At 71.3% G+C, this 26,056-nt stretch carries 19 protein-coding genes; 7 read left to right on the forward strand and 12 right to left on the reverse strand.

Annotated elements, in window-relative coordinates; translation table 11 throughout:
* Positions 1–27: 27 nt before the first annotated feature.
* Positions 28–2,028, reverse strand: a complete 2,001-nt coding sequence (gene cysN / locus Q7W82_RS18170) for a sulfate adenylyltransferase subunit CysN (RefSeq protein WP_242160995.1) — start codon at positions 2,026–2,028, stop codon at positions 28–30.
* Entirely contained in the window at positions 2,028–2,936 is a 909-nt protein-coding gene (cysD, locus tag Q7W82_RS18175) for a sulfate adenylyltransferase subunit CysD (RefSeq protein WP_242160994.1), read from the reverse strand. Before cysD ends, cysN begins: the two co-directional genes overlap by 1 nt.
* 194 nt (positions 2,937–3,130) lie before the next feature.
* On the opposite strand from cysD, the gene Q7W82_RS18180 reads away from it, so the two are divergent.
* The 3 genes from Q7W82_RS18180 to Q7W82_RS18190 all read left to right on the forward strand — a co-directional run bounded on the left by Q7W82_RS18180 (position 3,131) and on the right by Q7W82_RS18190 (position 7,585).
* Positions 3,131–5,005 carry an assimilatory sulfite reductase (NADPH) flavoprotein subunit gene (locus Q7W82_RS18180; protein ID WP_242160993.1) on the forward strand — a complete coding sequence of 625 codons (1,875 nt, stop codon included), beginning with the start codon at positions 3,131–3,133 and terminating at the stop codon, positions 5,003–5,005.
* A 118-nt stretch (positions 5,006–5,123) separates the two neighbouring features.
* Positions 5,124–6,848 (forward strand): assimilatory sulfite reductase (NADPH) hemoprotein subunit, encoded by a 1,725-nt coding sequence (cysI, locus tag Q7W82_RS18185; protein WP_242160992.1) that lies wholly within the window; start codon positions 5,124–5,126, stop codon positions 6,846–6,848.
* Positions 6,845–7,585 (forward strand): phosphoadenylyl-sulfate reductase, encoded by a 741-nt coding sequence (locus tag Q7W82_RS18190; RefSeq protein WP_242160991.1) that lies wholly within the window; start codon positions 6,845–6,847, stop codon positions 7,583–7,585. Before cysI ends, Q7W82_RS18190 begins: the two co-directional genes overlap by 4 nt.
* Positions 7,586–7,890: 305 nt before the next feature.
* On the opposite strand, the gene Q7W82_RS18195 is transcribed toward Q7W82_RS18190, so the two are convergent.
* From Q7W82_RS18195 to Q7W82_RS18205, 3 genes are all read right to left on the reverse strand, one after another.
* A complete protein-coding gene (locus tag Q7W82_RS18195; RefSeq protein ID WP_242160990.1) occupies positions 7,891–9,315 on the reverse strand; it encodes a PepSY domain-containing protein in 1,425 nt (474 codons plus the stop codon).
* Positions 9,315–11,369, reverse strand: a complete 2,055-nt coding sequence (locus tag Q7W82_RS18200; RefSeq protein WP_242160989.1) for a TonB-dependent receptor — start codon at positions 11,367–11,369, stop codon at positions 9,315–9,317. Before Q7W82_RS18200 ends, Q7W82_RS18195 begins: the two co-directional genes overlap by 1 nt.
* Positions 11,370–11,436: 67 nt before the next feature.
* A complete protein-coding gene (locus Q7W82_RS18205) occupies positions 11,437–11,841 on the reverse strand; it encodes a DUF2946 family protein (RefSeq protein ID WP_242160988.1) in 405 nt (134 codons plus the stop codon).
* Between the two features lie 413 nt (positions 11,842–12,254).
* Here Q7W82_RS18205 and arsC point away from each other — a divergent pair, with 413 nt between their 5' ends.
* Both arsC and Q7W82_RS18215 read left to right on the forward strand, forming a co-directional pair.
* Positions 12,255–12,680, forward strand: coding sequence for an arsenate reductase (glutaredoxin) (gene arsC, locus Q7W82_RS18210; RefSeq protein ID WP_242160987.1), 426 nt, complete (start codon positions 12,255–12,257; stop codon positions 12,678–12,680).
* Between the two features lie 132 nt (positions 12,681–12,812).
* Positions 12,813–14,015, forward strand: a complete 1,203-nt coding sequence (locus tag Q7W82_RS18215; RefSeq protein ID WP_242160986.1) for a GAF domain-containing sensor histidine kinase — start codon at positions 12,813–12,815, stop codon at positions 14,013–14,015.
* A 351-nt stretch (positions 14,016–14,366) separates the two neighbouring features.
* Here the strand turns inward: Q7W82_RS18215 and Q7W82_RS18220 are convergent, their stop codons facing one another.
* Both Q7W82_RS18220 and Q7W82_RS18225 read right to left on the reverse strand, forming a co-directional pair.
* Positions 14,367–14,954, reverse strand: coding sequence for a phospholipid scramblase-related protein (locus Q7W82_RS18220; protein WP_160947545.1), 588 nt, complete (start codon positions 14,952–14,954; stop codon positions 14,367–14,369).
* A 586-nt stretch (positions 14,955–15,540) separates the two neighbouring features.
* Complete coding sequence (locus Q7W82_RS18225) at positions 15,541–16,524, reverse strand: LysR family transcriptional regulator (RefSeq protein WP_242160985.1); 984 nt, start codon at positions 16,522–16,524, stop codon at positions 15,541–15,543.
* Between the two features lie 167 nt (positions 16,525–16,691).
* Here Q7W82_RS18225 and cobA point away from each other — a divergent pair, with 167 nt between their 5' ends.
* Together cobA and cysK are read left to right on the forward strand one after the other, a co-directional pair.
* Positions 16,692–17,876: a uroporphyrinogen-III C-methyltransferase gene (gene cobA, locus Q7W82_RS18230; RefSeq protein WP_242160984.1), complete on the forward strand. Its 1,185-nt coding sequence runs from the start codon at positions 16,692–16,694 to the stop codon at positions 17,874–17,876.
* Between the two features lie 25 nt (positions 17,877–17,901).
* Positions 17,902–18,861, forward strand: a complete 960-nt coding sequence (gene cysK, locus Q7W82_RS18235; protein WP_242080543.1) for a cysteine synthase A — start codon at positions 17,902–17,904, stop codon at positions 18,859–18,861.
* A 581-nt stretch (positions 18,862–19,442) separates the two neighbouring features.
* Here cysK and xdhC read toward each other — a convergent pair.
* The 5 genes from xdhC to Q7W82_RS18260 are packed head-to-tail and all read right to left on the reverse strand — an operon-like array spanning position 19,443 to position 26,044.
* On the reverse strand, positions 19,443–20,504 hold the full coding sequence (xdhC, locus tag Q7W82_RS18240; protein WP_242160983.1) for a xanthine dehydrogenase accessory protein XdhC: 1,062 nt from the start codon (positions 20,502–20,504) through the stop codon (positions 19,443–19,445).
* Positions 20,494–22,827 (reverse strand): xanthine dehydrogenase molybdopterin binding subunit, encoded by a 2,334-nt coding sequence (gene xdhB / locus Q7W82_RS18245; RefSeq protein ID WP_242160982.1) that lies wholly within the window; start codon positions 22,825–22,827, stop codon positions 20,494–20,496. Before xdhB ends, xdhC begins: the two co-directional genes overlap by 11 nt.
* On the reverse strand, positions 22,820–24,292 hold the full coding sequence (gene xdhA / locus Q7W82_RS18250; protein WP_242160981.1) for a xanthine dehydrogenase small subunit: 1,473 nt from the start codon (positions 24,290–24,292) through the stop codon (positions 22,820–22,822). The genes xdhB and xdhA overlap by 8 nt, the downstream gene beginning before the upstream one ends.
* Position 24,293: 1 nt before the next feature.
* Entirely contained in the window at positions 24,294–24,659 is a 366-nt protein-coding gene (gene uraH, locus Q7W82_RS18255) for a hydroxyisourate hydrolase (RefSeq protein WP_242160980.1), read from the reverse strand.
* Positions 24,623–26,044 (reverse strand): NAD(P)/FAD-dependent oxidoreductase, encoded by a 1,422-nt coding sequence (locus tag Q7W82_RS18260; protein ID WP_242161060.1) that lies wholly within the window; start codon positions 26,042–26,044, stop codon positions 24,623–24,625. The genes uraH and Q7W82_RS18260 overlap by 37 nt, the downstream gene beginning before the upstream one ends.
* Positions 26,045–26,056 lie beyond the last annotated feature (12 nt).

Consider the following 26,056-nt stretch of genomic DNA (forward strand, 5'->3'; position numbering starts at 1 on the left):
CCACGCCAGTTGCAACGCCGCGATCCCTCAGTCCTGCAGCCCCAGCGCCGCCAGCACCTGCGCGGCCAATGCTTCGACGTTGTCGCCATCGGCGTGCAGGTGCAGTTCCGGGCGCTCCGGCGCTTCGTACGGCGAATCGATGCCGGTGAAGTTGGGGATCAGGCCCGCGCGCGCCTTGGCATACAAGCCCTTGACGTCGCGCGCCTCGGCCACCGGCAGCGGCACGTCGACGAACACCTCAAGGAATTCGCCCTCGCCGAAACGCTCGCGCGCCAGTTGCCGCTCGGCACGGAACGGCGAGATGAAGCTGACCAGCACGATCAATCCGGCATCGGTCATCAGCCTGGCCACTTCGGCGACGCGGCGGATGTTCTCGACGCGGTCCTCGGCGGTGAAGCCCAGGTCGCGGTTCAGGCCATGGCGCACGTTGTCGCCGTCGAGGATGAAGGTGTGGTAGCCCAGCGCGTGCAGGCGCTTGTCGACCAGGTTGGCGATGGTGGACTTGCCGGCGCCGGACAGGCCGGTGAACCACAGCACCTTCGGCGTCTGCCCCTTGATCCGCGCACGCGCGGCCTTGTCCACGTCCAGGTGCTGCCAGTGCACGTTGCCGGCCCGGCGCAGCGCGAAATCCAGGGTGCCGGCGGCGACGGTGGCGTTGCTGTGGCGGTCGATCAGGATGAAGCCGCCGAGCATGCGGTCCTGCGCATACGGCGCGAAGGCGATCGGCTGGTCCAGCGCCAGGTTGCAGTAGCCCACCTCGTTGAGTTCCAGTCGCTTGGCGGCCAGCCGCTCCTGCGTGTTGACGTCGATGCGGTGCTTGATCTCGGTGACGCTGGCGGCCACGGTGCGCGCACCGATCTTCAACCAGTACGGGCGGCCGGGCAGCAGCGCGGCATCGTCCATCCACAGCACGTGCGCGGCGAACTGGTCGGCGACCTCCGGTGGATCGTCGGCGGCGGCGATCACGTCGCCACGGCTGACGTCGATCTCCTCGGTCAGGGTCAGCGTCACCGCCTGCCCGGCCACGGCGCGCGGCACCGGTTCGGCGCCGACCAGCACCTGCGCGACCTGCGCGCGCCGCGCAGACGGCAGCACCACCACCGCATCGCCGGGCTGCACCGCGCCGGCCGCCACGGTGCCGGCGAAGCCGCGGAACTGCGCATGCGGGCGGTTGACCCACTGCACCGGCAGGCGCAGGCCGCTGTCGCCACGGCGCGCGTCCAACTGCACGCCTTCCAGGTGTTCGAGCAGCGCCGGGCCGGCATACCAGGGCATGCGCACCGAGCGCCGCGACAGGTTGTCGCCCTCCAGCGCCGACAGCGGGATGCACTGCACGTCGGCAATGCCCAGTTGCGTGGCGAGCGCGCGATACTCGGCGGCGATCGCCTCGAACGTGTCCTGCGCGAAGTCGACCAGGTCCATCTTGTTGACCGCCAGCACCACGTGGCGGATGCCCAGCAGGGCGACGATGTAGCTGTGCCGGCGGGTCTGGGTCAGCACGCCCTTGGCGGCATCGACCAGCACCACCGCCACGTCGGCGGTGGAGGCGCCGGTGGCCATGTTGCGGGTGTACTGCGCATGCCCGGGGCAGTCGGCGACGATGAACTTGCGCCGGTCGGTATCGAAGTAGCGGTAGGCCACGTCGATGGTGATGCCCTGCTCGCGCTCGGCGGCCAGGCCGTCCAGCAGCAACGCGTAGTCGATCGCCCCGCCGCGGGTGCCGTGACGCTTGCTGTCCGCGCCAAGCGCAGCCAACTGGTCGTCGAACAGCCGCTTGCTGTCGTACAGCAAGCGCCCGATCAAGGTGCTCTTGCCATCGTCGACGCTGCCGCAGGTGATGAAGCGCAGCAGCGGCTTGTGTTCGTGTTGCTGGAGGTAGGCGGCGACGGCGGCGCCGTCGCGGCCGGGAATCGAGAATGGGGAATCGGGAATGGGAACAGCGGTCTCCCGCGGCGACGCGTCAGATGGCGGCGATGCTTGCTTTTGCACTTGCGATTCCCGATTCCCTGTTCCCGATTCCCAGCCCATCAGAAGTACCCCTCCACCTTCTTCTGCTCCATCGAGGCGCCCGGGTCCTGGTCGATGATCCGGCCCTGGCGTTCGGAGGTAGTGGCCTGCAGCATCTCGGCGATGATCGTCTCCAGGGTGTCGGCCTGCGACTCGATCGCGCCGGTCAGGGGGTAGCAGCCAAGGGTGCGGAAGCGCACGCGCCGCAGTTGCGGGGTTTCGCCGGGCCGCAACGGCAGGCGTGCGTCGTCGACCATGATCAGCGCGCCGTCGCGTTCCACCACCGGGCGCTCGGCGGCGAAGTACAGCGGCACCACCGGAATCGCTTCGCGGTAGATGTACAGCCAGATGTCCAGCTCGGTCCAGTTGGACAGCGGGAACACGCGCACGCTCTCGCCGGGGTGGATGCGCGGGTTGTACAGGTTCCACAGCTCCGGGCGCTGCTGCTTGGGATCCCAGCGATGGTGCGCGTTGCGGAACGAGAACACCCGCTCCTTGGCCCGCGCCTTCTCCTCGTCGCGGCGCGCCCCGCCGATGGCGGCATCGAACTTCCACAGGTCCAGGGCCTGCTTCAGCGCCTGGGTCTTCATCACGTCGGTGTGCACGCTGGCGCCGTGGCTGAACGGGCCGACGTCCTGGGCGACGCCATCGGGATTGATGTGCACGCGCAGCTCCACCCCGGTCTCGGCGGCGCGGCGGTCGCGGAAGGCGATCATCTCGCGGAACTTCCAGCGCGTGTCCACGTGCAGCAGCGGGATGGGCGGCGGCGCCGGCGCGAATGCCTTGAGCAGCAGATGCAGCAGCACCGAGCTGTCCTTGCCCACCGAATACAGCAGCACCGGGTTGCGGAACTCCGCGGCGACCTCGCGCAGGATGTGGATGCTCTCGGCCTCGAGACGGTCGAGATGGGACAGGGGGGGCGAACTCATCGAAACGGCGGCGGCAGGCAGTGGAGACCGGACCGAAGCGTAGCAGCGGTCGTGGCAGTCGGGGCGGCAGTGTGCGTCGCGCCGGGCACCTCGCAGAAATAAGCCCCGGGCATGAGCCGATAACCCCTGTTCCTTTCTGCGCCGGGCAACGCTTCCCTAACATCGGTCATCCCTTCCCAACACCCGGACCGGCCATGACCGCCGCCTCGCCCGCGTTGCCGCCCAGCCCCTTGCCCGAGGAGCGCAAGGCACTGCTGGCGCGGACCGTGGAGGGCCTGGACGCGGCCGGGCTGTGGTGGCTGTCCGGCTACGCCGCCGGCCTGGCCCAGGCGCAGGGTCCGGCGACGCCGGCCCTGGCGGTGGTCGCCGGCGCCGCCGCGGCGCCCTCGCCCGCGCCGCAGCTGAGCATTGTCTATGGCAGCCAGACCGGCAACGCACGCCGCGCCGCCGAACAGGTGGCGGCCGAGGCCGAGGCGGCCGGGCTGGCGGTGCGCCTGCTGCGCGCCGACGCCTATCCCACCCGCGAGCTGGGCAACGAGCGCCTGCTCTATGTGGTCATCAGCACCCAGGGCGAGGGCGACCCGCCGGACGATGCGATCGGCTTCGTCGAGTTCCTGCAGGGCCGGCGCGCACCCAAGCTGCCGCAGTTGCAGTACGCCGTGCTCGGCCTGGGCGACTCCAGCTACGCCGACTTCTGCGGCATCGCCCGGCGCCTGGATGCGCGCCTGGCCGAACTGGGCGCGCAGCGGCTGCTGCCGCTGGGCGAGGCCGACCTGGAGATCGAGACGGTGGCGGCGCCGTGGCGCGCGCAGGCACTGGCGCAGGCACGCGACATCCTGGGCCGCACGCCCGCGACGCCGTCGGCCACGGTGACGCCGCTGCGTGGCACCGCTGCGTCAGCGTGGAGCCGCAGCCAGCCGTTCGCCGCCGAGGTACTGGCCAACCAGGCGATCAGCGGCCGCGACTTCAAGGGACCGCGCTACGCCGCGCACGGCCAGGCCGACAAGGACGTGCGCCACCTCGAACTGTCGCTGGCCGGCAGCGGCCTGCACTACGAACCCGGCGACGCCCTGGGCGTGCGCCATCGCAATCCACCCGCGCTGGTCGAGGCGGTGTTGACCGCGAGCCGACTGGACGGTGATGTCGAATTCACTGCCGATGGGCACACACTGCCCCTGCACGAGTGGCTGGCCGGCCATCGCGAACTGACCCGGGCCTCGCGCCCGTTGCTCGCCGCGGTGGCCGAACGCGCCGGCGCCAAGGCGCTGGCCGAGCTGCTCGACCCCACCCAGACCGCCGGCCTGGCGGCGTTGCTCGCCGATCACCAAGTGATCGACGTGTTGCGTCGCTGGCCGGCGGATTGGGACCACGCCGCGCTGCTGCAGGCGCTGCGGCCGATGGTCCCGCGCCTGTACTCGATCGCCTCCAGCCGCAAGCGGGTCGGCGACGAAGCCCACCTCACCGTCGACGTGCTGGCCTACGACGCCCACGGCCATGCCCACGGCGGCGCCGCCAGCGGCTATCTGGCGGCCCTGGCCGAAGGCGACAGCGCGCCGGTGTACATCGAACCCAACGAACGCTTCCGGGTGCCCGCCGACGATAGCCGCGACATCCTGATGATCGGCCCCGGCACCGGCGTGGCGCCGTTCCGCGGTTTCGTGCAGGAGCGCGCCGAGCGCGGCGCCAGCGGGCGCAACTGGCTGTTCTTCGGCGCCCGCCACTTCAACCGCGACTTCCTCTACCAGGCCGAGTGGCAACAGGCGCTGCGCAGCGGCGAACTGCACCGGCTGGACCTGGCGTTCTCGCGCGACGTGCAGCCGCTGCGCGGCAGCGCCGCCCCGTCCAAGATCTACGTGCAGCAGCGCCTGCGCGAACACGGCCGCGCTGTCTACGACTGGCTGCAGAACGGCGCGCACCTGTACGTATGCGGCGCCATCGCCATGGGCAAGGACGTACACGCCACCCTGCTGGACATCGTCGCCGAACACGGCGCCCGCAGCCCCGAGGACGCCGCCGCCTACCTCAGCCAACTGCAGCAGGAGGGACGGTATGCGCGCGATGTGTATTGAAGCTGGGAATCGGGAAAAGAAAATGGGGAATGGGCAACAGCCGACCTCGACAGGCTTTCCGTAAACCGACGCGCCCGCATTTGCCATTCCCCATTCCCTATTCTCGATTCTCTGCCCAATGTCCCACTCCGTCGAAGACATCAAGCACCACAGCCAGCGGTTGCGCGGGTCGCTGCTGCAGAGCCTGGCCGATCCGGTCACCGGGGCGCTGCGCGAGGACGATCAGACCCTGATCAAGTACCACGGCAGCTACCAGCAGGACGACCGCGATCTGCGCGAGGAGCGGCGCCGGCAGAAGCTGGAGCCGGCCTACCAGTTCATGATCCGCACGCGCACCCCGGGCGGGGTGGTGGATCCGGTGCAGTGGCTCAAGCTCGATGCCATCGCCACCACCTACGGCAACCACTCGCTGCGCATCACCACGCGCCAGGCGTTCCAGTTCCACGGGGTGATCAAGCGCGAACTGAAGGCGACCATGCAGGCGATCAACGCCGCGCTGATCGACACCCTCGCCGCCTGCGGCGACGTCAATCGCAACGTGCAGGTCGCCGCCAATCCGCTGGCCTCGCAGGCGCACGCCACGCTCTACGCCGATGCCGCACGTGTGTCCGAGCACCTGCTGCCCAACACCCGCGCCTACTACGAGATCTGGCTGGACGAGGAGCAGGTTGCCGGCAGCGGCCAGGAGGACGAGCCGATCTACGGCAATGCCTACCTGCCGCGCAAGTTCAAGATCGGCTTCGCGTTGCCGCCGATCAACGACGTCGACGTGTTCGCCAACGACCTGGGCTTCATCGGCGTGCTCGACGCCGATGGCGCGCTGGCCGGCTACAACGTCAGCCTCGGCGGCGGCATGGGCGCCAGCCATGGCGATGCGGAGACCTACCCGCGCGTGGCCAACGTGGTCGGTTTCATCGACCGCGCGCAGTTGCTCGACGTCGCCACCGCCGTGGTCACCACCCAGCGCGACCTGGGCAACCGTACCGTGCGCAAGCGCGCGCGCTTCAAGTACACCATCGACGACCACGGCCTGGACACGGTGCTGGCGGAAATCGAGCGCCGCGCCGGCGTGCGCCTGCAGCCGGTGCGGGACTTCGCCTTCGAGCACAACGGCGACCGCGAGGGCTGGCACGCCGGCGAGGATGGCCGCTGGCACCTGACGCTGTCGCTGCCGGCCGGACGCATCGCCGACCACGTCGACGGCGCGCAGCACCTCAGCGGCCTGCGCGCGATCGCCGTGCAGTTGCGCGACGCCGGCGACGGTGCGCACTTCCGCATGACCGCGAACCAGAACCTGGTGATCGCCGGCATCCCCGCCGCGCAACGCGCGGCGATCGACGCACTGGTGCGCGCGCATGCGCTGGACGCCGGCAACCGCGCGCCGACCGCGCTGGCGCGCGCGGCCATGGCCTGCGTGGCGCTGCCCACCTGCGGCCTGGCGATGGCCGAGGCCGAACGTTACCTGCCGGCCTTCGCCGCGCAGCTGCAGCCGCTGCTGGCCCGCCACGGCCTGGAGGACGCCCCGATCCTGCTGCGCCTCTCCGGCTGCCCGAACGGCTGTTCGCGGCCGTACCTGGCCGAGATCGCCCTGGTCGGCAAGGCGCCGGGCCGCTACAACCTGATGCTCGGCGGCGACCACCGCGGCCAGCGCCTCAACACCCTGTACCGCGAGAACATCGCCGAGCCGGAGATCCTTGCCGCGCTGGAACCGCTGTTCGCGCGCTATGCCAACGAGCGGGACGCGGACGAGCGCTTCGGTGACTTCCTGCACCGCACCGGCGTGGTCGCCCTGCCCGCCTATCCCACCCACCGCCACCTGATTCCGTCGGAACTGCACGCATGAGCGCTCTGCCCGCCGCCTCCCAAGACGCCCCCGCCAACGCACCGGTACCGGCCCTGGATCTCGATGCCGCCAATGCGCTGCTGGCGACGCTGTCCGCGCCGGAGCGCGTGGCCTGGGCGTTGCAGCACGGCCCGGCCGAAGCCGCCCTGTCGTCCAGCTTCGGCGCGCAATCGGCGGCCACTCTGCACCTGCTGACCCGGCAGCGCCCGGACATCCCGGTGATCCTGATCGACACCGGCTACCTGTTCGCCGAGACCTACCGCTTCGCCGACGCGCTGACCGAGCGGCTCAAGCTCAACCTCAAGATCTACCGCCCGCTGGTCAGCCGCGCCTGGATGGAAGCGCGCCACGGCCGCCTGTGGGAACAGGGCATGGTCGGCATCGAGCAGTACAACAACCTGCGCAAGGTCGAACCGATGCGCCGCGCCCTGGACGAACTGAAGGTCGGCACCTGGTTCACCGGCCTGCGCCGCAGCCAGTCCGACAGCCGCGCGCAGACCCCGTTCGTGCAGAAGCGCGGCGAGCGCTACAAGATCAACCCGATCGCCGACTGGAGCGACCGCGACCTGTGGCAATACATGCAGCAGCACGACCTGCCCTATCACCCGCTGTGGGAACAGGGCTATGTCTCGATCGGCGACTTCCACACCACCCGCCGCTGGGAACCGGGCATGCGCGAGGAAGACACCCGCTTCTTCGGCCTCAAGCGCGAGTGCGGGATCCACGAAGATCTGTAAGGCCCTCCAGCACGCGTCCGGCCTTTGTGTAGGCGCGGCTTCGCCCGCGGCAGACGTGGCCGCCGTACCGCATCTTTTCCGTAGGAGCGGCTTCAGCCGCGACCGGGCGTTCCCATGAACGCCCGGTCGCGGCTGAAGCCGCTCCTACGCGTGTAGCCCCGTGTCTCCGGCGCAAGTGCTGACGGCAGTAATGACCGCTGACCCGCGCCTTGCGGGAGGGACTTCAGTCCCGACTGCACGAACTCGAATGCGCCGATGGTGGCGCCTATCGCGGCGAAATCACAGTGGACTGCGACCTCGACCCGCTAAGCCCCCACCGCCGGCTCGCGCCGCAGCACCAGCGCCCAGTCCAGCGCCAACATCAGCAGCAACGACACACCGACCAGCGGGAACAGCATCCCGCCCAGCACCAGCAGCGCGACCACGCCGCGCAGGGTGCGTCGGTCTGCCGGCAGCGGCGGCACCCCGAGTCCACCCTGCGGGCGGCGCTTCCACCACATCACTGCGGCACTGACGCACAACAGCACGATGCCCAGGCAGGCGCCGATCAGCACGAGTTGGTTGAGCAGCCCGTACTCCTGGCCCAGGTGCACGTTGATGCCCCACTCCAGCGCCTTGGCCAGCGGGCCGTAGTCGGCATAGCGCATGTCCAGCAGCACCTGGCCGCTGTACTGGTCCAGGTGGATCACCCGTTGCTGGGCCAGGTCCGGCGGATACACCGAGGCCGTATAGACCCCGCGCACACCGCGCGGCAATGCCACGCTGTAGCCCGGCGCGATGCCGCGCGCCTGGAACCGCGCCACCGCCGCATCCAGGCCGATCGCCCCCGCCGCCGGCGCGGCATCCGCCATGCCGGCCATGCCGTCGTGCTCGCCCTGACCGCCGTGCGCCGCATGCGGGTCCGCGGCCGGCGGCGACGACTGCGGCAGGCGCGCCTGCCGCAGCGACCATGCCGGCACCTCGCTGTCGCTCAGCCGCTGCGTCGACATCGGCAGGTCCACGCGCAGCCCGGCCGGATAGCCGTAGTGATGGCCGTTGGCCAGGCGATTGACCTGCGCGCCCCAGAACCACGACCACGGCATGCCGGTCAGCGCCAGGAACAGCAGCAACGCGCCGACCACGCTGCCGGTGAGTGCATGCACATCGCGCCAGAACACGCGCTGCGCCGGCCGCCCGCGCACCGTGGTCACGCCGCCGCGGCGCCCGCGCGGCCACCATAGGTACACGCCGGTCAGCACCAGCAGGATCGCCCAGCCGGCCGCCACCTCGATCAGCGCGTTGGCGAACCAGCCGACGTAGTCGAGGCTGTGCAGGCGCCTGATGGTCCAGGCCACGGTGCCGTGCTCGGGCAACCGGCCCAGCACCCGCGCCCGGTACGGGTCCACGTAGACGACTTCGCGGTGGCCGTCGGCGGTGGCGATGGTCACTTCCGCCGCGGCATCGCGCCGTGGCGGCGTGGTGTAGCGCAGCGCCTGGCCCGGTTGCGCGGCCAGCGCCGCATCCAGCACGCGCTGTGGCGCCAGTGTCTGCGCGTGGTCCGGCACCGGCACGGTCTTCAACGCGCGATGGAAGTAGCCGTCGATCGGCTGCTGGTAGACGAAGGCCGCGCCGGTCAGCGCCAGCCAGACCAGCAGCGGCAGGACCAGCAGGCCGGCATAGAAATGCCAGCGCCACACGGCGCGATAGAAGCGCGCCGGCGCCGCCTCGGCCGTGCGGATGTGCGTGGCCATCACCAGCCCCAACTCAGCGTGGCGTACAGCGCGCGGCCGTCGCCGGGCGAGTAGCCGGAGGACCCGCTGTCGTACCAGGCGTAGACATAGTGGCGGTCGGTCAGGTTCTTCAGTTGCAGCGAGACCTCGCGCTGCGCGCGCCAGCGCCAGGTCGCGCCGAGATTGGCCAGCGCATAGCCGCCATAGCGGCCCAGGGTGTTGCTGCGCTCCACGTAGTAGTCGCCCTGCGCATTGCCCCAGGCCGACAGCGTCAGCCGCGGCGTGGCCTGCCAGTCGACACCGGCGGTGGCCAGGTAGTGCGGCACGTTCTCGATCTCCTTGCCGCGGGTGGCCGGCGCGCTCGGATCCGGCGTGACGATCAGCGCGCGTTGCCGGGAATAGGCCAGCCACAGCGTCCAGCGCTCATCCGGACGCAGGTTCAGTTGCGCATCCCAGCCGCGGCGCAGGGTCTTGCCGACGTTGCCGACCTCGCCGGTGCCGACGCTGCCGTTCACGCCGAGGATGGTGGCCACCTCGTCGGAGGCGCGCTGTTCCCAGTAGGCCACGCGCGCGTCCCAGCGCTGCTGCGCGCCGGCGAACTTGAGGCCGCTCTCCCAGCCATCGTTGAACGAGGGCGCAAGGTTACGCGCCTGGGTGCGGTAGGCGCCGTTGCCGCTGCCGATCTGGAAGCTGCGGCCGATGTTGGCGTACAGGCTGGCCTGCGCGGTCAGCGCATACACCGCGCTGAACTTGGGTTGGCGAATCGTGCCGTAGGCATAGGTGGGATAGCGCGCGCCGCTGGCGAGGTCGCGGAACTGCCCGCCGACCCGATCCACCCGGTAGCCGGGCACCAGTTGCAGGCGCGCGGTCGGGCGCAGCACCGCCTGCACGTAGGCGCCTTCGGTATGCAGGTCGAAGTCCCAGTCGCGCAGCGGCGCGGTGCGCACGCGCGCCACCGTGCGATAGCGCTGCGAGACGTTGTACTGCCACTGCGCATCGACCCCGCCCTCCAGCGCGAAGGCGTCGGCGCGGGCCAGCGCCGGGCGCCAGCTGAGCCTGGCCAGCACGCCGTGCTGGCGCTCGTCGGTATCGCGTTCCTGCTGCGCGCCGGCCGCGGTGAAGCGCACCCAGCGCTGATTGTCGTAGCGGTTCCAATACGCCTTGGCGCTGCCCTGCACGCTGTCGGCCAGGCGCGCATCCAGGTGCAGCGACACCTGCGTGGTGTGGCGTTGGCTGCGATCGTCGCGGGCGTAATCGGGGGAGCTGCGCGGTGCGCGCTGCGCCGTGGCGTAATCCAGATACCCCGCCTCCAGCGCCGTGTTGCGGTAGTCGCGCGCGCTGAGCCCGGCGCGCCAGCGCCCGTCCGGATCGGTATAGAACCACTTGCCGGAGAACGCATGCTTGCGCGCGTCGGCATGGTCGCGGTAACCGTCGCTGTCGCGCCAGGCGGCGACGTAGTTCTGGCTCCATGCGCCGCGCTCGATGCCCTGCGTCGCCTGCACCTCGCGGGTGCCGAAGCTGCCGACGGTGACGCTGGCGCGGCCGTCGTTGCCGCCGCTGCGGGTCAGCACGTCGACGCTGCCGGCGATCGCGTCCAGGCCGTAGCGCGGGTCGTTGGTGCCGCGCACGATCTCGATCGCGGCGATATCCATGGGGAACACCGCATCCAGGTACGGCATGGCGCCGGCATTGTCGTTGCTGGGCACGCCGTCGATCAGCAGCTTGACCGCGTTGACCCGGCCCTCGCCGTTGAAGCCGCGGAAGGAGAAGCGCCCGGCGTCGGTCCCCATCTTGAACTGGGTCACCTGCACGCCGGGCGCGCGCATCAGCAGTTCCCAGCTGTAGTCCACGTGCTGGTCCTGCAGCAGGTCGCCGCCAAGGATGTCGACGGAACTGAACACGCTGCGCGCGCTGGAACCGGCGGCAAGCGGCGAGGTAGCCTGGACCTTGCCCAGGGTCAGAACGGAATCGCCGGCGGCGCCGGGCGGCGCATCGGCGGCCTGGGCGGGCGCGGCCGCCGCGAGAACGACACAGCAGCACGCCGCCACGGGCGGCATGGCAGGAAAGCGGGTCATTGCAAAACTCCATCGACACGAGGACGTGCCGCAGCGGCGCCGCGGCACGGAAACGGCAACCCGTGGATCAGGAGAACAGCGGCGGCCCGCGGACCGGGTGTGCACGGCGTGCGGTGGCCGTGACGACACGGCTGCGCAGCGCCGCGCCCGGGACCGGCGGACAGCACCAGGGCAGCAACGCCAGCAACAGCGCCACCCACGGCAGCAGCCGCGCGGCGAGCAGGCAGTAATCGCAGGCCGGCGCGTGCGCCAGGCCGGCATCGTCGTGGTGGCCGCCATGCGCCGCGGAGACGGCACCTGCCAGCGCCGCCAGGCGCAGGCCGCCGCTGGTGCACAGCGCCTGGCCTTGCAGCGCGGCCGCCTGGGCCTGCGCCTGCCGCCACTGGCTGATCGGCGGCGCCAGCAGCAACAGGCCGAGCGCCAGCGCAGCGAGCGCGGCCCAACACGACGGCAGCTGGCGGAGACGGACCATCGGCGCATTCTAGAGGGTGCGCTGGCCATTGAAACGCGTGCGACGCCGCATGCGGCGAAGTGACGCAGGCGCGTCGTGGCGGTGCAGGACGGACGCGGCCTCGGTCGGCAGGCCACACCCCGCAATGGCGGCCACGACCTCCGTCCGCCCATGGCCCCAGCGCTGTCGCCCCGCCGCCTGCCAGTCGCCCGGCAGCGCGGTCCATCCGTTGCCCGCTCGGACCATGCCGTCTCAGCGGATCGACGACAGGTCGGCCGTTCCCGCCCGGCGACCACGGCCAAGGGCGCCGTGCACATGGCGTACCCGACGCGCGCCACTCTTGCATGGCGCCGCGATTGCGGCACCATCTGCCGCGGCCGCGTGGAGGATTCCGCAACGGCCGCCCTTGTCCGTCCCACGCAACGAGCCGACCCATGCCGACGATCACGATCTACCACAACCCTGCCTGCGGCACTTCGCGCAACGTGCTCGGGCTGATCCGCAACAGCGGCGTCGAACCGATCGTGATCGAGTACCTGAAGACGCCGCCGGACCGCGCCACCCTGCAGGCGCTGGCGGCGGCCAGCGGGCTGCCGCTGCGGGAGTTGATCCGGCAGAAGGGCACGCCCTACGCCGAACTCAGGCTGGATGATCCGGCGCTGGGCGATGACGCGCTGCTGGACGCCATGCTGCAGCACCCGATCCTGCTCAACCGGCCGATCGTGGTCACCCCGCTGGGCACGCGCCTGTGCCGGCCCTCGGAGACCGTGCTGGACATCCTGCCATCGCCGCAGCGTGGCGCCTTCGCCAAGGAGGACGGCACGCCGCTGGTCGACGCACAAGGCCGCTGGGTGGGCTGAAGCGCTGGCGGCGGGGATCGACGGATTCGCTAAGGGCGGGTGCAGCCCACGCGAGTGCCATGTGAACGCCGCGTCGGCAAAAACCGTGACAGGTACCATAGACTGCGCGTCTTCCTGACCGAGCCGCGCTGCATGTCCACCGTCGAACCCGCCGCCGCCCCGGTCTACTGCGCGGTCAAGCCACGCAACGAAGCGCTGCGCCTGGACGCGTTGCACAGCTACGCGATCCTGGACACGCCGCGCGAGCCGGCATTCGACGACATCACCCGGCTGGCGGCGCTGATCTGCCAGGCGCCGATCGCGGTGGTCAACCTGATCGACAGCGAGCGCCAGTGGTTCAAGAGCGAGATCGGGCTGGGCACGCGCGAAACCCCGCTGGCCACCTCGCTGTGCGCGCACGCGCTGCTCGAGGACGACCTGCTGCTGGTGCCGGATACCCGCGAGGACCCGCGCTTCGCCTGCAATCCGCTGGTGACCGGCGAGATGCGCCTGCACTTCTACGCCGGCGCGCTGCTGAAGACCTCCGACGGCTTGGCCCTGGGCACGGTGTGCGTGCTGGACCGGCGCCCGCGCCAGCTCAGCTACGAGCAGATCGAAGCGCTGCGCGCGCTGGCGCGGCAGGCGATGGGCCAACTGGAACTGCGCAAGGCGCTGCAGCTGGCGCAGGAATCCAACCACTACCGCAGCCGCCTGATGGCCATCGCCGGCCACGATCTGAAGACGCCGCTGCGCACCGCGTCCTACGCGCTGAGCAAGCTGCAGCGCCTGCACGACGCCGCGCAGGACGGCCCGCTGGAGACCGCACGCGCGGCCTTGAACCAGGTCGCCAGCGGGCTCGACCAGCTCGCCACCAATGCCGCCGCCGGCGAACTGCGCCTGCCCGCGCTGCACGACCTGGCCCTGGCCGACGTGCTGGCGCCGATCCTGGCCACCTGGCAGCCGCAGGCCGCGGCCAAGGGCGTACAGCTGCGCAGCGTGCCGACCTCGCTGCGCGTGCGCAGCAGCGCTCCCCTGCTGTCGACGCTGCTCGGCAACCTGCTGGGCAACGCGGTCAAGTACACCGCGCAGGGCAAGGTGCTGATCGGCTGCCGACGCCGTGGCGATCGCGTGGCGGTGGAAATCATCGACCGCGGCATCGGCATGGACGAAGCCGGCCTGCGCACGATGTTCCAGGCCTTCCAACAGGCCGACCCGCGCAGCGACGGCCTCGGCCTGGGCCTGTGGATCGTCCGCCGCGCCGCCGAGACCCTGGGCTGCACCGTCGAGGTCCGCAGCCAGCCCGGCCAGGGCAGCCGCTTCACCGTGCTGTTGCCGGCGGCAGCGGCCGACGCCTGAGTCGCGTGGGTGCAGGCCCCCGCACCCTCATCCGCCCCTTCGGGGCACCTTCTCCCGGGGGCAGAAGGGAGCATCGCCGGCGCGGCGGCAGCCGAGCGCGCCGTGAGCCAGCGGAGGCGATGCGTTACAGACAGACCGGTCGCGGCTGAAGCCGCTCCTACCGGGCAATCAGTGAAGTACTGGGGTCTTCCCGCAGCCTGCAGTCGGGACTGAAGTCCCTCCCACAACGTCCCCTCCCGCTCAGCGAGAGGGACCAGGCTGCAGCAGCCGCGGGAGTCCAGCTTTTGCGATTCCCCAATCCCGATTCCCGACTCCCGGCTTCACCGCGATTCCCCATTCCCGGCTTCACCATCACTCCTTCAACACCATATCGATGCACAACACCGCCGCCATGATCAGGATCCGCCGCGGATCCTCGGCAGGCAGGCTCTCGGCGATCGACAGCATGTAGTTGTCGGCACTGGTGAACAGTTCCTTGCCCAGTCCGGCCCATTTCTTGGACACCTGCGCCAGTTCGCGCTCGCCCTGCACGAAGCGGAAATCCCAGCTGGTCCACTTGCCGCGCAGCGTGCACACCGGCGCGCCCTGGGCATCGAGCACATCGAACTTGCCGCCGATGGAGAAGAACTTCTGGCTGAAGGAGCCCACACGCCGGTCGTGCTCGTCCAGCACCTCGACCGTGGACAGGAACAGCGACACGCCGCGCCTCACGGTCAGCACCTTGTGCCCGTCCGGCGTGCGCACTTCCACCTGGAACGGAGTCATGCGCTTGTAGTCGGTGAAGCGCAGCAGCTTGGTGAACACGCCCAGGTGCGGCTCGCGGCATTCCAGCAGCTTGCGGTTGCTGTGCGGATCGAACACGTCGTAGTTGTTGGCGGCCTTGAACATGCCGACCTGTTCCTTGACGAAGAACAGGTTGTGCTGGAGAACAGGATGCATCGGGCGTCCTTGCGTTGGGAAAGTCGACACGCCCCGGGGCGTCGACCGCACATCGGCGGCGCATGGCCGGCAGCCGCCGGCAGTCCAGGGTCGCGATCTGCCAGGTGGCAGAAGGGGCCGCATGATAGGGGGCGGCTCGGGCCGCGGCAACGCACGCGATGCCGTTGCGGCAGGCGCCCGCGCCGATGCCTGGTGTGTATTCCGGGATTCGAATACCAGACCGCGGTGTCGTTGCCGCACGTCTTATGCTCGGATGTCGGTCTGAAGCCAATCGACGCACCGGCCCCGGGACGCCGCCGTCACGATTCCCCAATCCCGATTCCCCATTCCCGGCTTCACCACACCTTGGCTGGCGATGGCCTGATCAGCCGCGCCAAGCGGCCATGTCGATGCGACGATGCGTTGTCTTCGTTCCCGCATCCAGCACAGGTCGCAGTGTCGTTGTCCGCACGTCTTTTGCTCGGATGCCTGTCCGAAGCCAATCAACACATCGAGCACGAGGCGCCGCCGTCACGATTCCCCAATCCCGATTCCCCATTCCCGGCTTCACCGCGATTCCCCAATCCCGATTCCCGACTCCCGGCGTCTAGCTGGTAATGGTCTGGGTGAGTTCTTCCCAGCTCGGCGGTGCCGGCCAGTCCGGCTGCTGGTTGCCTTCCATCACCCGGCGCAGGTCGCGCGTGTCGATCTGCGGCGCCAGCACGTGCACCAGCTCCAGCGCGTAGTCGCGCAGTACCCGGTCGCGCGGCAGCACCGCCCAGGCGATGCAGTCCGGAATCTCCGGCGGCGCCGGCCAGGCGCGCAGGTCGGTGTCGTTGGCGCTCACCGCCATCTCCGCCAGCAGGCCCACGCCAAGCCCGGTGCGCACGTAGGTCTTGATCAGGTCCGCGTCCAGCGCGGTCAGCGCGATCCGCGGCTCCAGCCCGAGCCGGCCGAAGGCGCGCTGCAGCGAGGAGCCGGCACGGGTCGAGGATTCGTAGCTGATCAGCGGCTGCGCCGCCAGTGCGGCCATGTCCGGGACCCGCTTCGGCACGTCCAGCGCATGCCCGCGCGGCACCAGCACCAGCCGCCGCCAGCGGTACAGCGGCACGGCGATGCCGGCGGCCGGCGCGGTGCCGGCAGTGCTGACGATGGCGATATCGGCATCGCCCTGGCTGAGCAGGTCCAGCGCCGCGCTCTCGGCGGCCTGCTGCAGGTGCACGCTGACCTGCGGATAGGCCTGCTTGATCTGCGCCACCGCCGGCGGCAGCACGAAGCGCGCCTGGGTGTGGGTGGTGGTGAGGGTGAGCTGGCCCTGGCTCTCGCGGCGCTGGTTGGCCGCGTAGGTGCGGATGTTGTTGGCCTCGGCCAGCACCGCACGGGCGCGCTCGATCACCTCGCGCCCGGCCGGGGTCACCGTCTCCAGGCTGCGGCCCTTGCGCACGAACAGCAGAAAGCCCAGTTCGTCCTCCAGTTGCTTGAGCTGCTTGGACAGCCCCGGCTGGGTGGCATGCACGCGCGCCGCCGCCAGGGTGATGTTCAGATCGGCATCGGCAATGGCGACGAGATAGCGGAGTTGGGTCAGCGTCATCGGGACGAGGGCGAGGCGCCGCCAGGCGGGACGCTCGACTGTAGTGGAATTCGGCCTTCCACCTTATAACCGAAAGCTATCTGCCTGGGGCATGAAGTCATTTCCTGGGGCTATGAGCCGGCGCTACGGTCGTCGCTCCGCCCCTCCCCGCGTTGCGAGCCGTCCCTGTGAGCCCTGCCCCGATTGCCCTGTATCCGGACCTGCGCGACCGGGCCGTGTTGGTGATCGGTGGCGGTGCGGCCGCCGAGCGCCAGGTGCAGGCGCTGCTCGCCGCCGGCGCCGTGCCGCGGGTGGCAGCGCCGAGCCTCACCCCGGCGCTGCACGCGCTGGCCGCGGATGGCCGGCTGGCGTGGCTGCGCGGCAGCTTCGATACGGCCTGGCTGGAGACGGTCTGGTACCTGGTCGCCGCCAGCGAGGACGCCGCGACCAACCGCCAGGCGCTGCAGGCGGCGGCCGCGCGGCGGGTATTGGCGCAGGCGTTGCCGGCCGAGCCTGCGTTCGCGACCGAGGCCGCCGAGACGGCCACGGGCCAGGCGCTGCCACTGCGCCCGGGCAGCGTGACCCTGGTCGGCGCCGGCCCCGGCGATCCCGGCCTGCTTACCGGCCACGCGCTGCATGCGTTGCGCCAGGCCGACGTGGTCCTGCACGACCGCCTGGTCAGCGCCGCGATCCTGCAGCTTGTGCCAGCGGGCACCGAACGCATCGCCGTCGGCAAGTCGGCCGATGGCCACAGCGTGGCCCAGGAGCAGATCCACGCGCTGCTGCTGGACCAGGCGCGGCGCGGACGCCGGGTGGTGCGGCTGAAGGGCGGCGACCCGTTCGTGTTCGGCCGCGGCGGCGAGGAACTGGAGTACCTGCGCGCGCATGGCGTGCCCTACGCGGTGGTGCCCGGCATCACCGCGGCGCTGGCCTGCGCCGCCTACGCCGGCATCCCGCTGACCCATCGCGACCATGCGCAGTCGCTGCGCCTGGTCACCGCACACTGCAAGGATTCGTTCGACACCTTGGACTGGGCCGCGCTGGCGCAGCAACGGCAGACCCTGGCGGTGTACATGGGCGTGGCCGGGCTGGACACGGTGCGCACGCGCCTGCTGCGCGCCGGCCGCGCCGCCGACACCCCGTTCGCCCTGGTCGAAAACGGCTCGCGCCCCGAACAGCGCGTGGTCACCGGCACCCTCGCCGACCTGCCCGACACCGCCCGCGCGCACGGCGTGCGCTCGCCGGCGCTGCTGATCCTGGGCGAAGTGGCGGCGCTGGCGTCGACCCTGCACTGGTTCGGCGCCGCGCCGCTGGGCGCAGCGCCCTCACCTTCCCCGAAGCCGGCCGTGCCTACCCTGGCCCACGCCGCCTGACCCGCACTTTCCGGAGACCCCACGCATGGCCATCTACGACAACATCCTCGACACCATCGGCCACACCCCGATCGTCAAGCTGCAGCGCCTGGCGCCGGCGCACGTGGACCTGTACGTCAAGGTCGAGGCCTTCAATCCCGGCGGCTCGGTCAAGGACCGCCTGGCCCTGGCGATCGTGCTCGACGCCGAGGCGCGCGGCCTGCTCAAGCCCGGCGACACCATCGTCGAGGCGACCTCCGGCAACACCGGCGTGGCCCTGGCGATGGTTGCTGCCGCGCGCGGCTACAAGTTCGTGGCGACGATGGTGGAGACCTTCTCGATCGAGCGCCGCAAGCTGATGCGCGCCTACGGCGCCAAGGTCATCCTGACCCCGGCCGCCGAGCGCGGCAGCGGCATGGTGCGCAAGGCCGAGGAACTGGCCAAGCAGCACGGCTGGTTCCTGGCCCGGCAGTTCGCCAACCCGGCCAACCCGGCCTATCACCGCAGCACCACCGCCGCGGAGATCCTGCGCGATTTCGCCGGCCGCCGGCTCGACCACTTCGTCAGCGGCTGGGGCACCGGCGGCACCCTCACCGGCGTCGGCGAAGTGCTGCGCCTGGCCCGTCCGGAAGTCCGCATCACCGCCACCGAACCGGCTGGCGCGGCCCTGCTGCAGGGCCAGGAGTGGAAGCCGCACAAGATCCAGGGCTGGACCCCGGACTTCGTGCCCGACGTGCTCAACCGCGAGGTCTACGACGAAGTGCTGAGCGTGGAGGACACCGACGCCATCACGGTCTCGCGCCGCCTCGCCGCCGAGGAAGGCATCTTCACCGGCATCTCCGGCGGCGGCACCGTCGCCACCGCGCTGCGCGTGGCCGAGACCGCGGCGCCCGGCGCGGTGATCCTGGCGATGCTACCCGATACCGGCGAGCGCTACTTCTCCACGCCGCTGTTCGCCGACATCAACGAAGGCAGCGACGACGACTGGCTGGCCGGCCTGCCGTAAGCGTCGTCGGGTCGTGGCGACGCGGGGAGGCAGCCGCGTCGCCACGCCGTTGCGGCACGTCCGCCGGAGGCACGGCAGGGTCGACTTCGGTCCCAACGCACTGCGCCATCGGAACGCGCACCGCTTCGCTCGTCGCGGCTGAAGCCGCTCCCACAGGGGCTGGCGGCAAGCTGGCTAGGGCACTGTGGGAGGGACTTCAGTCCCGACGCACTACGCCATCGGAGCGCGTACCGCTTCGCTCGTCGCGGCTGAAGCGGCTCCTACCGAGACTTGCGGCAAGCTGGCTGGGGCACTGTGGGAGGGACTTCAGTGCCGATGCAATCCGCCATCGGAACGCGCATCGCTTCGCTCGTCGCGGCTGAAGCCGCTCCTACGGAGTCTTGCGGCAAGCTGGCTGGGGCACTGTGGGAGGGACTTCAGTCCCGACGCATTGCGCCATCCGAAAGCGCACCGCTTCGCTCGTCGCGGCTGAAGCCGCTCCTACAGGGGCTTGCGGCAAGCTGGCTACGACACTGTGGGAGGGACTTCAGTCCCGACGCACTGCGCCATTCGAGAGTGCACCGCTTCGCTCGATTGCGCCGTTATCGCGCAGCGAGCGCGGACTGCAATGGCAGCGACGCGGCGTCCCCCACGGGCGGACGACGCTGCGCGTCCAGCGCCGACATGCACTGCAGCAATTGCGCGGCTACCGCGATCGCGATCACCGCCGGTGCCTTGCCCTCGATCCCGGGCAGGCCGATCGGGCAGGTCAGCCGCGTCTGCGCAGCCGTGCCCAGGCCGTCGTGGCGCAGCCGCGACAGGAACCGCGCGCGCTTGGAAGCCGAGCCGATCAGGCCGACAAAGCCGGCACGGCCGGCCAGCGCCTCCGCGGTGAGCCGGTAATCCAGCGCGTGATCGTGGGTCAGGATCAGCAGCATCGCGTCGGTGGGCGCGTTGCGGGCACGCGCGAGCAATGCGGCTTCATCCAGGTGCGCTGCACCGGCAGCGGTGGCCAAGTCCGCGCGCGGATCGACCCAGTCCAGCGCGAACGGCAGCTCGCGCAACGCACGCGCGATGGCGATGCCGACGTGCCCGGCACCGAACAGGAGCAGCGGCGTGCGTGGTGGGCCGATCGCCTGCCGCAGCAGCGCGCCGGCCGCGGGCGCCGGCGCACGCAGCGATAGCGACTGCGGCGGCGCGTCGTCGATGGCGTGCGCGATGCCGTCCACCTGCAACCGGGTCGACAGCGTGCGTCCCAGCGTCGCCTGCCGCAGCCAGTCGCGGTGCGCCGGATCCAGCCGCTCCAGCAACAGGCGCACGCGGCCGCCGCAACACTGGCCGAGCAGGTCGTCGGCGCGGGCCTGCGCCGCGCAGTCCGCACATTGGCCGCTGCAGGGCGCCGCACGCGCCGGCGCCGCCGCACCCAGCGTGTAGTCCTGCACCTGCCAACTGCCCGGCGGCTGCGCCAGCAGGTCGCGCGCCAGCGCACAGGCGCGCCATTCGAGCACGCCGCCGCCGATGGTGCCGATGCTGCCGTCGGCGCTCACCAGCATGCGCGTGCCGGCCTCGCGCGGGGTCGAGCCGGCCGTGGCCAGCACGGTGATCAGCGCGGTCGCGCCGCGCGCCAGCGCCGCTTCGGCGTGCAGGCTCCAGTCAGCGCGCATCGGCGCGCCGTGCCGCGATCGCGGCCAGGATGCGTTCCGGGGTGGCCGGCGCGTCCAGGGCCGGCACGCCGTTGCCCGGCGCCGCCGCGGCCACCGCCTGGGTCAGCGCCGAGAACACCGAGATCGCCAGCATCAACGGCGGCTCGCCGACCGCCTTGGAACGGTGGATGGTCGGTTCGTCGTTGCGTCCGCCGTCCCACAGGTCGATCCGCACGCGCGCCGGGCGATCCCCCGCGGTGGGAATCTTGTACGTGGACGGTGCATGGGTGAGCAGCCGGCCATCTGCGTCGTAGACCAGTTCCTCGGTGGTCAGCCAGCCCATGCCCTGGACGAAGCCGCCCTCGACCTGGCCCAGGTCGATCGCCGGGTTCAGCGAGCGGCCGACGTCGTGCAACACGTCCACCGCCAGCACCTTGTGCTCGCCGGTCAGGGTGTCGATCACCACTTCGCTCAGCGCCGCGCCGTAGGCGAAGTAGTAGAACGGGCGGCCGCGGTGGCTGGCGCGGTCGTAGTGGATCTTCGGCGTGGCGTAGTAGCCGCTGGCGGCCAGCGAGATGCGCGCCATGTGCGCCTGCCGGCACAGCGCGCCGAAGTCCAGCTCCAGGCTACCGGCGACGACCTTGCCGTCGGCGAAGCGCACCTGCGCCGGCGTCACGCCGCCGCGCTCGGCCGCCAGCGCGGCCAGGCGCGCGCGGATCTCGCTGGCCGCGTTGTACGCCGCCATGCCGTTGAGGTCGGTGCCGGAAGACGCCGCAGTGGCCGAGGTGTTGGGCACCTTGTCGGTGCGCGTGGCGGTGATGCGCACGCATGCGGTGTCGATGCCGAACACATCGGCGACGATCTGCGCGACCTTGATCATCAGCCCCTGGCCCATCTCGGTGCCGCCGTGGTTGAGCTGCACCGAGCCGTCGGCATAGACCAGCACCAGCGCACCGGCCTGGTTGAGATGGGTGGTGGTGAAGCTGATGCCGAACTTCACCGGGGTCAGCGCCAGGCCCTTCTTCAGCACGCGGTGGCGCGCGTTGAACGCCGCCACCGCCGCCTGTCGCGCGGCGTAGCCGGTGCGCGCGGCCAGTTCCTCGATCAGCGCCGGCGCGACGTTGTCTTCCACGGTCATGCCGTACGGGGTGACGTTGTGGTGCGGCGCCGCGTACAGGTTGGCCCGGCGCACCGCCAGCGCATCGCGGCCCAGCGCGGCGGCGACCGCGTCCAGCACGCGTTCGATCGCCAGCATGCCCTGCGGCCCGCCGAAGCCGCGGAACGCGGTGTTGGACACGGTGTGGGTGCGCAAGCGGTGCGAGACGATCTCCACCACCGGCAGCCAGTAGCAGTTGTCGGCATGGAACATCGCGCGGTCGTTGATCGCCAGCGACAGGTCGGTGGTGGCGCCGCAGCGCGAGGCCAGGTCCAGGCGCAGCGCCAGCAGGCGGCCGTCGTCGTCGAAGCCGACCTGGTAGTCGACCTGGAAGTCGTGGCGCTTGCCGGTGATGCGCATGTCGTCGTCGCGGTCGTAGCGCAGCTTGGCCGGGCGGCCGGTCAGCGCGGCGACCAGCGCGCAGGCCGCCGCTGGCGCCGCCGCCTGGGTCTCCTTGCCGCCGAACGCGCCGCCCATGCGTCGCACTTCCACGGTCACATCGGCGCTGTCCAGGCCGAGCAGCGCCGCGATCAGGTGCTGCACCTCGCTCGGATGCTGGGTCGAGGACAGCACGTGCAACTGGCCCTGTTCGCCGGGCAGGGCCACGGCGATCTGTCCTTCCAGGTAGAAATGCTCCTGCCCGCCGATCTCCAGCGCACCGCTGCAGCGGCGCGGCGCCGCCGCCAGGGCGGCATCGACGTCGCCGCCGCGGGCCATGCGCTGCGCCGGCTCCAGCACCGCGCCAGCGGCGCGGGCCTCGGCGATGGTCGGCAGCGCCGGCAACGGCGCGTACTCGACCCGCGCCAGGCGCGCCGCGCGCCGCGCCGCGGCCTGGCTGTCGGCGGCCACCACGAACAACGGTTGGCCGTGGTAGAGCACGGTGTCGCCGGCGAACAACGGATCGTCGTGCGCGACCGGGGCGACATTGTTCTCGCCGGGAATGTCGGCGGCGGCGAATACCGCCACCACGCCGGGTGCCGCGCGCACCGGCGCCAGGTCCAGGCGCAGCAGCCGCGCATGCGGGTGGTCGCTGAGGCCGAACGCCAGGTGCAGCATGCCGGGCGGTTCCGGCAGGTCGTCGATGTAGCGCGCCTGGCCGCTGACGTGCGCCGGCGCGCTGTCGTGGCGCAGCGCGCGGTGCACCTGCGAGGACGCAGCGGCGGTAGCGGCGATCGGACCGTCAGCCATCGGCCAGCTCCAGCACCGACAGCGGCTCGTGCGGATGCGCGTGCCCGATCCACACCCGCCGCAGCAGGTTCGCCGCGACCGCCAGGCGGTACCCGGCCGAGCCGCGCACGTCGCTGAGCGGGCGGAAGTCCTGCGCCAGCGCCGCGGCGGCGGCCTCGACCGTGGCCACGCTCCACGGCTGCCCGAGCAGGGCCTGCTCGGCGCCGCGCGCGCGTTGCGGCGTGCCGGCCATGCCGCCGAAGGCGATGCGCGCCTGGCGCACCGTGCCGTCGACGATGCGCAACGCGAACGCGCCGCAAACCGCGGAGATGTCGCTGTCGAAGCGCTTGCTCAGCTTGTCGACGCGGTACAGCAGGTCCGCAGGCGGCCGCGGCACGTCCACGTACTCGACGAACTCGCCTGGCCGCAGCGCCTGGCGGCCGTAGGCCAGGAAGAAGTCCTCCAGCGGCAACGTGCGCCGCACGTCGCCGCGGCGCAGGGTGACGCTGGCGCCGAGCGCGATCAGCGCCGGCGGCATGTCGCCGATCGGCGAGCCGTTGGCGATGTTGCCGCCGATGGTGCCGGCATTGCGCACCTGGGTGCCGCCGATGCGCCGCAACAGCTCGCCCAGCGCCGGGTGCAGCGCCGCCAGCGCGGCCTGCGCCTCGCTGTAGCGTACGCAGGCGCCGATGCGCAGCCCGTCCGCCGTCTCCTGCAGCCGGCGCAGTTCGGGGATGTCGCCGATGAACACCACGTCGTCGAGCACACGCTGCTGCTTGGTCACCCACAGGCCGACATCGGTCGCGCCGGCGACCAGGCGCGCCTCGGGCCGCTGCAGCAGCAAGGCCGCAAGCGCGTCGGCGCTGCGCGGCGCGGTGGCACGGCGCGCGCGCCCGGTCGTGGCATCGGCATGGGGCTGCGCCAGCGCGGCGGTGCGACGCAGCGCGCGCAGGCCGGCGAGGGTGGCCGCATCGTCGCGCGGCGCCGGCGGCACCGCCGCGCCGGCCTCCAGGATCGGGCCATAGCCGGTGCAGCGGCACAGGTTGCCGGCAAGCACATCGGCCAGGGCCGCCTGGCCAGTGCCGAGCGCGCCGATGCTGCGCGCGTACAGCGACATCACGAAGCCGGGCGTGCAGAAGCCGCACTGCGAACCGTGGCGCTGCACCAGTTCCTGCTGCACGGCATGCAGCGCGCCGCCGGCCGCCAGGCTTTCCACCGTCAGCAGCGCCTTGCCGTCGAGCATCGGCACGAACAGGATGCAGGCATTGAGCGCACGCCAGCGCACCCGCTCGTCGCCCTCGGCACCCTCGCCATCGGTGAGTTCACCGACCAGGACCGTGCACGCCCCGCAATCGCCTTCGGCGCAGCCTTCCTTGCTGCCGGTGCGGCCAAGCCGGTAGCGCAGCAGGTCGAGCACGCTGGCGGTCGGATCCGCCGCGTCCAGTTCCATCGCCTGTCCGTCGAGCAGGAAGCGCACCGTGTCCATCTCAGCTGCCCCGGTAGGTGGAGTAGCCGAACGGCGAGACCAGCAGCGGCACGTGGCAATGCCCCGCATCCGCCAGGCCGAACGCGATCGGCACCACGTCCAGGAACGGCGGCTCGGGCAAGGCCACGCCGCCACCGCGAAAGTAATCGGCCACGGCAAATTCCAGCCGATAGCGCCCAGCGGCCAACTCCAGCGTGCGCAGCGCCGGACAGCGGCCGTCGGCATCGGTGACATCCTCATGCAGCAAGGCCTCGCCGGCGAACAGGCGCAGCGCCACGCCGGCCGCGGGCAGCCCGCGGCTCAGGTCCAGCACATGGGTCGACAGGCTGCTCATCCGACGGATTCCTCCAGGTGCGGCATCGGCCATTGGCCGACGAATTCGGGTTCGGCGTAGTCCATGTACGCGGCAAGCATCGCCTCGCGCTCGTCCAGGAACAGTTGGTCGGCAACCGCCTTCACCAGCCGCGGCAACGCGTGCTTCAGCCCGGACAGCGCCGCCGCCGACAGGCCCAGGCTCAGCAGCGCCGAGTAGTTGAACGCGAACAGGCCATGCAGCGCCGCCGCGTGCGCCGGGGTGCGCGGCAGCAACTCGAAGCCCGGCCCCAGGTAGGGATGCGCATCCAGCAGCGGCAGTTCCTGTCCCGGCGGCGGGCGGTAGCGGTCGCGCCAGCGCGCGATGCCGTCGGCCACCGCCGCCAGTTCCGGGCGCAGCGCCGGGTCGGTGACCAGGCCGGTGGACAGCACCACGAAGTCGAACGGCAGGCGCCCGTGCGGCGTGGTCACCAGCACGCCGTCGGCGGTCTCGGCCACGTCCTGCCACGGGCTGCCCAGGTGCAGGTGGAAATTGGGCCAGGCCACGGCGCGTTCGAAGGTGTCGTTGGTCGGCGGCTGGTTGCGGCGGAAGAAGCTGGCCATCATCGCGTACTTGTCGGCGTCCGGCAGCGCGGCGAAGCGCGGGATGATGCCGCTGCGTTCCATGTGCCGGATCGGATTGACCCGCGGCAGCGCGTTGCGGCGCACGAACACGTGCACCTCGCCGACGCCGGCGGCCAGCGCGTGCTGGGCGTTGTCGAAGGCCGAGGCGCCACCGCCGAGGATGCCGATGCGGCGCCCGGCCAGCGCCGCGTAGTCGATCGCCTCGGAGGTGTGCGCGTAGCGCGCGCGGGCCAGCTTGCCGGCCACCAGCGACGGCACGTGCCATTGCCCACCGCCCTGGATGCCGGTGGCCAGCACCACCTTGCGCGCCAGCAGCGTGTCGCCGCTCTCCAGGTGCAGGCGCTGCAGGCGCCGGGTCGGCAGCGGTTCGATGCGCAGCAGCCGCGCCTGGTTGCGCACCGGCAGGCCGAGCACCTCGCGGTACCAGCGCAGGTAGTCCATCCAGTCCGCGCGCGGGATCTTGCCCAGCGCGTCCCAGGCGGCGGTGCCGTGCCGGGCTTCCCAGTAGGCGCGGAAGGTCAGCGACGGCATGCCGAAGTCCAGCGCGCTCAGTTCCTTGGGCGTGCGCAGGGTGACCATCCGCGCATAGGTGACCCACGGCCCTTCCCGGCCGGCCGGGTTCTCGTCGATCACCAGCAGGTTGGAGATGCGCTCGCGCAGCAGGCCGAAGGCCGCGCCCAGCCCGCTCTGGCCGCCGCCGACGATGACCACGTCGTAGACGTGCTCGCCGTCGTGCGACTGCACGCGGGTCCAGTCGGGCCCGCCGTGGCCGAGCCACTGCAGCTCGCGCGCGACCTGCGCCGACAGCGCCTGCAGCCCGCCTGCCGC

The organism is Xanthomonas indica (assembly GCF_040529045.1).
Taxonomy (GTDB): domain Bacteria; phylum Pseudomonadota; class Gammaproteobacteria; order Xanthomonadales; family Xanthomonadaceae; genus Xanthomonas_A; species Xanthomonas_A indica.